The organism is Streptomyces hainanensis (genome assembly GCF_004348415.1).
GTDB classification, from domain to species: Bacteria; Actinomycetota; Actinomycetes; order Streptomycetales; family Streptomycetaceae; genus Streptomyces; species Streptomyces hainanensis.
This window is the reverse complement of the sequence record NZ_SMKI01000895.1, coordinates 1-762: the sequence shown is the minus strand read 5'-3', so window position 1 is coordinate 762 and position 762 is coordinate 1. Positions and strand designations below refer to the sequence as shown.

Sequence of the window (762 nt, the reverse complement as noted above, 5' to 3'; positions counted from 1 at the left end):
ACCCCACCCCAACCCCCGGACCAGCCGGGAGCGTTCGCCCGGATAGCGGGATTCTCCTACCGGCACCGGGCGGTGGCCCTGCTCCTGTGGGTGCTGGTGCTGGTCGGCGTCTGGGCCGCCGCCTCCGCCGTCGGCGACGACTACCGCGAGGACTACGCGCTGCCCGGCACCGACTCCCAGCACGCCGCCGAACTGCTGGCCGAGCACGGCTCGGCCCAGGCCGGCGACACCCTCACCGTCGTGCTGCGCGACCCGGACGGGCTGCGGGATGCCGACGTCGAGCGACGGGTCGCCGACATGCTGGCCGAGGTCGCGGAACTGCCCCGGGTGGACGGGGTGGTGAGCCCGTACGACGACCCGACGGCGATGTCGGGGGACGGCACGATCGGCTACGCCACCGTCGTCCTCGACGTGCCGTCGGAGCGGATGGAACTCGCCGACACCGAGTCCGTCCTGGACACCGCGCGCACCGCCCAGGGCGACGGGCTCCGGGTCGAGCTCGGCGGCGACGCGGCCCGCGAGCTCACCGAGGAGAGCGGCGGCGCCGCCGAGGGCATGGGCATCATGGCCGCCCTGGTCATCTGCGTCTTCCTCTTCGGCACGGTCATCGCCGCCGGACTCCCCGTGATCACCGCGGTGTTCGCGGTCGGCTCGGCCGTCGGCCTGGTGGTGATCGCCTCCCACGCCTTCACCGTCGCCGACTACACGCCCTACGTCATGCTGCTCGTCGGCCTCGGCGTCGGCATCGACTACGCGCTGCTG

General features: G+C 73.6%; 1 protein-coding gene. It reads left to right on the top strand.

The genetic code is table 11. The features are described from left to right. Window positions 1-762 (top strand): MMPL family transporter (locus E1283_RS36695; protein WP_243745361.1); only part of this gene is annotated, 762 nt, incomplete at both ends.